The sequence below is a fragment of the Parasphingorhabdus sp. genome (genome assembly GCF_036964675.1).
Taxonomy (GTDB): Bacteria; Pseudomonadota; Alphaproteobacteria; order Sphingomonadales; family Sphingomonadaceae; genus Parasphingorhabdus.
In genome coordinates this window covers 1-5,419 of the sequence record NZ_JBALTF010000104.1, presented here as the reverse complement: position 1 = coordinate 5,419, position 5,419 = coordinate 1, and the positions used below count along the sequence as shown (strand labels likewise).

5 protein-coding genes are annotated in these 5,419 nt (G+C 61.1%); all 5 read right to left on the bottom strand.

The features are described 5' to 3' along the window. Positions 1-199, bottom strand: a 199-nt coding sequence (locus V7665_RS12905) for a DUF167 domain-containing protein (RefSeq protein ID WP_335664944.1), incomplete at its 3' end; no start/stop codon positions are given. Between the two features lie 269 nt (positions 200-468). Further along, on the bottom strand, positions 469-2,061 hold the full coding sequence (gene purH, locus V7665_RS12900) for a bifunctional phosphoribosylaminoimidazolecarboxamide formyltransferase/IMP cyclohydrolase (protein ID WP_335664943.1): 1,593 nt from the start codon (positions 2,059-2,061) through the stop codon (positions 469-471). A gap of 2 nt (positions 2,062-2,063) precedes the next feature. Continuing rightward, complete coding sequence (locus V7665_RS12895; RefSeq protein WP_335664942.1) at positions 2,064-3,851, bottom strand: heparinase II/III family protein; 1,788 nt, start codon at positions 3,849-3,851, stop codon at positions 2,064-2,066. Continuing rightward, positions 3,848-4,510, bottom strand: coding sequence for a ribulose-phosphate 3-epimerase (gene rpe / locus V7665_RS12890; protein WP_335664941.1), 663 nt, complete (start codon positions 4,508-4,510; stop codon positions 3,848-3,850). The genes V7665_RS12895 and rpe overlap by 4 nt, the downstream gene beginning before the upstream one ends. A gap of 120 nt (positions 4,511-4,630) precedes the next feature. Continuing rightward, a partial coding sequence (locus V7665_RS12885; protein WP_335664940.1) for an RsmB/NOP family class I SAM-dependent RNA methyltransferase occupies positions 4,631-5,419 on the bottom strand: 789 nt, incomplete at its 5' end.

Genomic DNA, 5,419 nt, shown 5'->3' with positions numbered 1-5,419 from the left:
GTTTCAAAACGGCCGCATTGGCTTTGCCATTTTCCGGGGTGGCGGTAACGCGGATCAGCAATATGCCGCCAGGTGCGTTTTCTCCCGGCAGGCTGATGCTATTCTCTCCCGCATTGGGTGTGACCTTGACGGTCAATTCACCGGCGCTGACCAGTGACAGCAGCTCTTCGCGAGGGGGGAACAGGGTCTTTTTTGCCATTATCTTGTGCCGATCCCTTCTCCCGTGAGAGAGAAGGATAGGGAGCCTTATGCGCGGAGCGGATTAGGCGGAGTTGGATGAGGGCGTTCTGTCGGTTATCATCCGTTAGTGGTGAGCCTGTCGAACCACGCCTCTAGTCTCCAGGCGTCCTTCGACAAGCTCAGGACTAACGGATCGTCTTTGGGATTGTACACCCTCACCCAGCTGCGACTAGCAAACAAGTTTGCAAGTCTGCGCAACCCTCTCCCTTAAGGGAGAGGGAAGAAATCCTAATGCCGGAAATGCCGCATACCGGTGAACAGCATCGCGAGACCCGCTTCATCCGCCGCTGCAATCACTTCGTCATCGCGGATCGAGCCGCCTGGCTGGATCACCGCGGTGGCACCTGCCTCGACCGCGGTCAGCAGGCCGTCGGCGAAGGGGAAGAAAGCGTCCGAGGCGACGGCTGATCCGATCGTGCGGCTTTCATCCCAGCCGGCTTTTTCCGCTGCATCCCTGGCTTTCCACGCGGCAATCCGCGCCGATTCGAGCCGGTTCATCTGGCCTGCGCCAACGCCAGCGGTTGCACCGCCCCTAGCATAGACAATGGCGTTGGATTTGACATGTTTGGCGACCGTCCAGGCGAACAGGCAATCGGCCATTTCCTGCTCGCTCGGCTGGCGCTTGGTGACGCATTTCAGATCATCACGGGATATCTGGCCATTGTCGCGGCTTTGCAGCAAATAGCCGCCGGTGATGGTCTTGACGGTTATGCCGGGGCGTGTGGCATCCGGCAGATCGCCGGTCAGCAGCAGGCGCAGGTTTTTCTTCTTGGCAAAGATCGCCTTGGCGTCGTCATCCGCGTCCGGTGCGCAGACCACTTCGGTGAAGATGCCGGTCATCGCTTCTGCTGCGGCGCCGTCGAGCGGCCGGTTGACGGCGATGATACCGCCGAAAGCCGAGACGCTGTCGCAAGCGAGCGCCGCCTTATAGGCGTCGACAATATTGTCGGCGCTGGCGACGCCGCAAGGGTTGGCGTGCTTGACGATCACCACGGTTGGCGGGCCATCGCGAAATTCGCTGACCAGTTCGAGCGCGGCATCCGCGTCGTTGTAATTATTATAGCTGAGCGCCTTGCCTTGCAGTTGCTCGGCTTGCGCAATGCCTTTCGCGGACGGACCGTCGGGCAGATAGAGTGCGGCGCTTTGATGCGGATTTTCGCCGTAGCGCAGCTCGACCGGGCGGCTCATCGTCAGCGGCAGCGTGTCGGGGAACATCTTGCCCTGATCGGAAAAGCCGAACCACTGGGCGATCATGCTGTCATAGCTGGCGGTCGCGGCAAAGGCCTTGGCCGCCATATTCTTGCGGAACGCCAGAGATGTGCCGCCGTCGCTCTGCTGCAATTCGGTCAGCAATGTCGCATAATCCGACGGATCGGTGACGATGGTGACGAAATCGTGATTCTTGGCGGCGCTGCGCACCATCGAGGGTCCACCGATATCGATATTCTCGATAATCTCGTCGCGTTCCGCGCCCTTGGCGACGGTCTGCGCGAACGGGTAGAGGTTTACGATCACCAGATCGATCCCGGCGATATCATGTTCTGCCATCGAGGCGACATGGCCGGCATCATCGCGCCGGGCGAGCAGGCCGCCGTGGACCTTGGGGTGCAAAGTCTTGACCCGGCCATCCATCATCTCGGGGAAACCGGTGACATCGGATATGTCGGCGACCTCAAGCCCGGCTTCGCGCAGCGCCTTGGCGGTGCCGCCGGTCGAGATTAGCGCGACGCCTATCGCCGCCAGCTGTTTGCCGAGATCGGCCAGTCCGCTCTTGTCCGAAACCGACAAAAGCGCGCGTTTGATTTTGATATTCTCTGTCATCATTACCCCATATGTTTGAGCAGCCAGCCGGTGGCTCCACCGCCGCTGCCCACTGTTCCGGACATTACCATCTGCTTGACCTCATGGGCTATGCCCATGCCGTCGACCCAGACGCTTTCTTCCAGTTGAATGTCTCCGCTGGTTGAGCGGAATTGCCACAAATTGCCGTCTGTCAGGCGTAGAATCACGCCCTTGCCGTCCGAGATCAGATCGCTTTCTATATCCGGTCCGAGATGAAAGCGCAGCGCATATTCTATATCATCCTTGCGGCGCCGGCGCTTCTTGCCATCGGGAATCAGCATATCCTCGCCGCGCAGCTCCAGCCCATCCGAGCGGAGCAGCAACAGGCGCTTGTGAATCAGGCCAAAGCGCCGGGCATAGCCATCGTGGCTGGCCTCGAGCCGAGTGGCATTTTCGACGTCGCGGCGGAACAGTTCGACTTCGCTGACACCGCGTCCGAGCTTGCCATCGGGCAATATCGAGGTGCTGTTGCTGTCGGCGATGCAGAGGGTGCTGTGGGCAGCGGTGGTCCGCAGGCCGCGCGCGAGCGCCGCCGGGATGGTCGCGCCAACCAGCCCTGCCCCGCCGCAATTGCTGATGATCCGGCAATCACCATTGGAAAATTCAAAAGCCAATGTCGAGGCGCAACCGGCAACCGCCATGCGCGCAATCGGCGGCGGCGCGGCGTCGAGCACCAGCACCGAACGCGCCGAAGAAACCCGCTGATAACCCCATTCATGCGCCTGCCGCAGCGGTCTTGCCCGGACTCCGCTGGCCTCGACCACCTGCGCCACCAGTTCGGCCGATGTCGCGCCGCTGCCCTGCCAATTGCCCATCGTCCCGTCAAAATGAGTGAGCGCGGTGAGCGGCGGCACCGCCTTGTTCAGCGCTTCTTCGAGGAACTCCGGTACATCCTCCTGGCGCGCCAGATAGACCTGTTTCAGCATCGACAGCAGGATCACCGCGTCCATCTGGTTGAGCGGTGAACGCGAGACTGACCCGCCGTCGGCAAAGAAAAACTCGCCCATCGCTTTTTCCAGGCCGGCTTCGCCGACGATCTGGCGCACGCGGCCTTCGGGCAGCAGCAGGGAGGCAGCGACGACGCCGCTCCACGCCACCAGCCGGCCGAGGCTGCTATTCGCCTTGTCCGCAGTGCGGTCGAGATGACGGGCGGTGCGGGCAATATTGTTGAGCAGCTTTGAACGGTAGATCAGATCGCGCGACGACAGGATCAGCGGCGCATGGCTGGCCCAGATCAACAATCGCCAACCGCAATTATCGGGCCGCCAGGCTGGCTGACGAATCACCCCACCATTGGCATCGAGCCATTGGTTCATCAGCTTTTCCGCCACCGGCACTGCCTGATCGCGCGAAGCCGCCGTGTCGAGATCGCGCAGCCACTGGAAGCGATGCACATAATCTTCAAATTGCGGTGGCAATTTGAGTTCGGCAAAGTCGATATTGTCGTGTTTCTTCTTGAGACCGCGGAACAGGAAATAGCCGGCGCGCACCGCCATGCCCTGCACCCGGTCACCTTCGACCGGATCAACCGGTACGGCGAGCAGGCGCAAGGGCAATTTACCGGACAGACGAAGCCGGTGCAGCGGCATCCGCCAGGTCATCCGGTAATAGAGCATCGTCGCCTGCTGGGCGAGCGACTGGCCGCGGTCGCGGTCATGGCGCAGAGTCAGGCTGCGGCCTTCGCCTGCGGCATCATTCTCGTCATGGGTGGCAGGCTCGTCGGGGTGGCCATCGCCCAGGTCAAGCCGGTCAGGCTTGCTGGTGGTCATTCACCCCTCAGGCCGCTGATATTGGCAGCATAATGGCCCGGTCCGCCGCGAAAAGTAGCGGTTCCGGCAACCAGTGTATCAGCGCCAGCGGCAATCGCCTTCGGCGCGGTTTTGAGATCAATGCCGCCGTCGACTTCCAGCCTAATATCCTTGCCGGTGGCGGTAATCCGCTTGCGGATCGCCTCGATCTTGCGCAGCTGGCTGTCGATGAAACTCTGCCCGCCAAAGCCCGGGTTGACGCTCATCACCAGAATCAGATCGAGATCCTCGATCAGATAGTCGAGTATGTCGAGCGGAGTCGCCGGATTGAGCACCAGTCCGGCCTGCTTGCCGAGCGTATGGATGGTCTGCACCGTGCGGTGGGGATGCGGGCCTGCTTCCGGGTGGAAGGAAATGATGTCGGCACCGGCTTCGGCGAAAGCTTCGAGAAACTGATCGACCGGAGAAATCATCAGATGGACGTCAAAGGGCTTGGCGCTGTGCGGCCGCAGCGCTTTTACCACCGCTGGCCCGATGGTGATATTGGGGACGAAATGGCCGTCCATCACATCGACATGAATCCAGTCGCAGCCTGCCTTGTCGATGGCCCGCACCTCTTCACCCAATCGGGCGAAATCGGCAGAAAGGATAGAGGGGGCAATTCGAATGCTGTCGGACATGGCGCTTCCTTAAACTGTACCCGCCCCTAGAATTTTTGACCCATTCAAGCAAGGCGCTATTCCGACCTTGCCACAGTCCCTTGTGGACAGATTGGGGACAGGTTCACAATATGTAGAAAATCAGCTTTTCCGGACCAGACGCGCGATGAAAAATCCGTCGACATGGCCCTGTTCGGCCAGCGTCGTAGGCAGGGTGCGGACGCAGCCGGTTTCGGTCGGCAATATGCCCTGCGGCAACTCGTCAGCACTGACCGGATCGATCGCGAACTGGTCATGGCGCTCGAGAAACGCCTCGACCTGCTCTTCGCCTTCCTCGGGCTCGAGCGAGCAGACGGCATAGACCAATATCCCGCCGGGCTTGACCCAGGGCGCGGTACGGTCGAGCAAGGCGCGCTGGACTTCGACCCGGTCGGCAATCTGGCGCGAACCGATACAGTGCAGGACATCGGGGTGACGCCGGAAAATACCGGTGGCGCTGCACGGCGCGTCGAGCAGGACGGCATCGGCGGGTTCCGCCGGTTCCCATTGCATCAGGTCGACGATGACTTCTTCTGCCTGCAAATTGGTGCGCTTGAGATTGTCCTGAAACCGCTCCATTCTTTTGGCATTATTGTCGACCGAGACCACTTTCCAGCCGGCGCTGGCCAGCTGCATGGTCTTGCCGCCGGGTGCGGCGCAGAGATCGAACAGCATCCGGCCCTTGCCCTCGCCGAACAATCGCGCGGGAATCGAGGCGGCCAGATCCTGTACCCAGAAAGCGCCTTCATCAAATCCGGCAAGGCCGGTGACGGGAAGAGCTGGAAGCATACGGAGATGTTTCGGGGCGAGCTTCGTGCCTTCGAGTGTGCCGACATCGTCGGACTGGAAGCTGAGGTCGAGCGGCGCGGGCTTGGCCCATGCCTGGTTCGC

What these genes read in the sequence shown, in the direction of transcription:
- purH (WP_335664943.1), bottom strand. Translation starts at nt 2,061, where the DNA reads ATGACAGAGAATATCAAAATCAAACGCGCGCTTTTGTCGGTTTCGGAC.
- V7665_RS12895 (WP_335664942.1), bottom strand. Translation starts at nt 3,851, where the DNA reads ATGACCACCAGCAAGCCTGACCGGCTTGACCTGGGCGATGGCCACCCC.
- rpe (WP_335664941.1), bottom strand. Translation starts at nt 4,510, where the DNA reads ATGTCCGACAGCATTCGAATTGCCCCCTCTATCCTTTCTGCCGATTTC.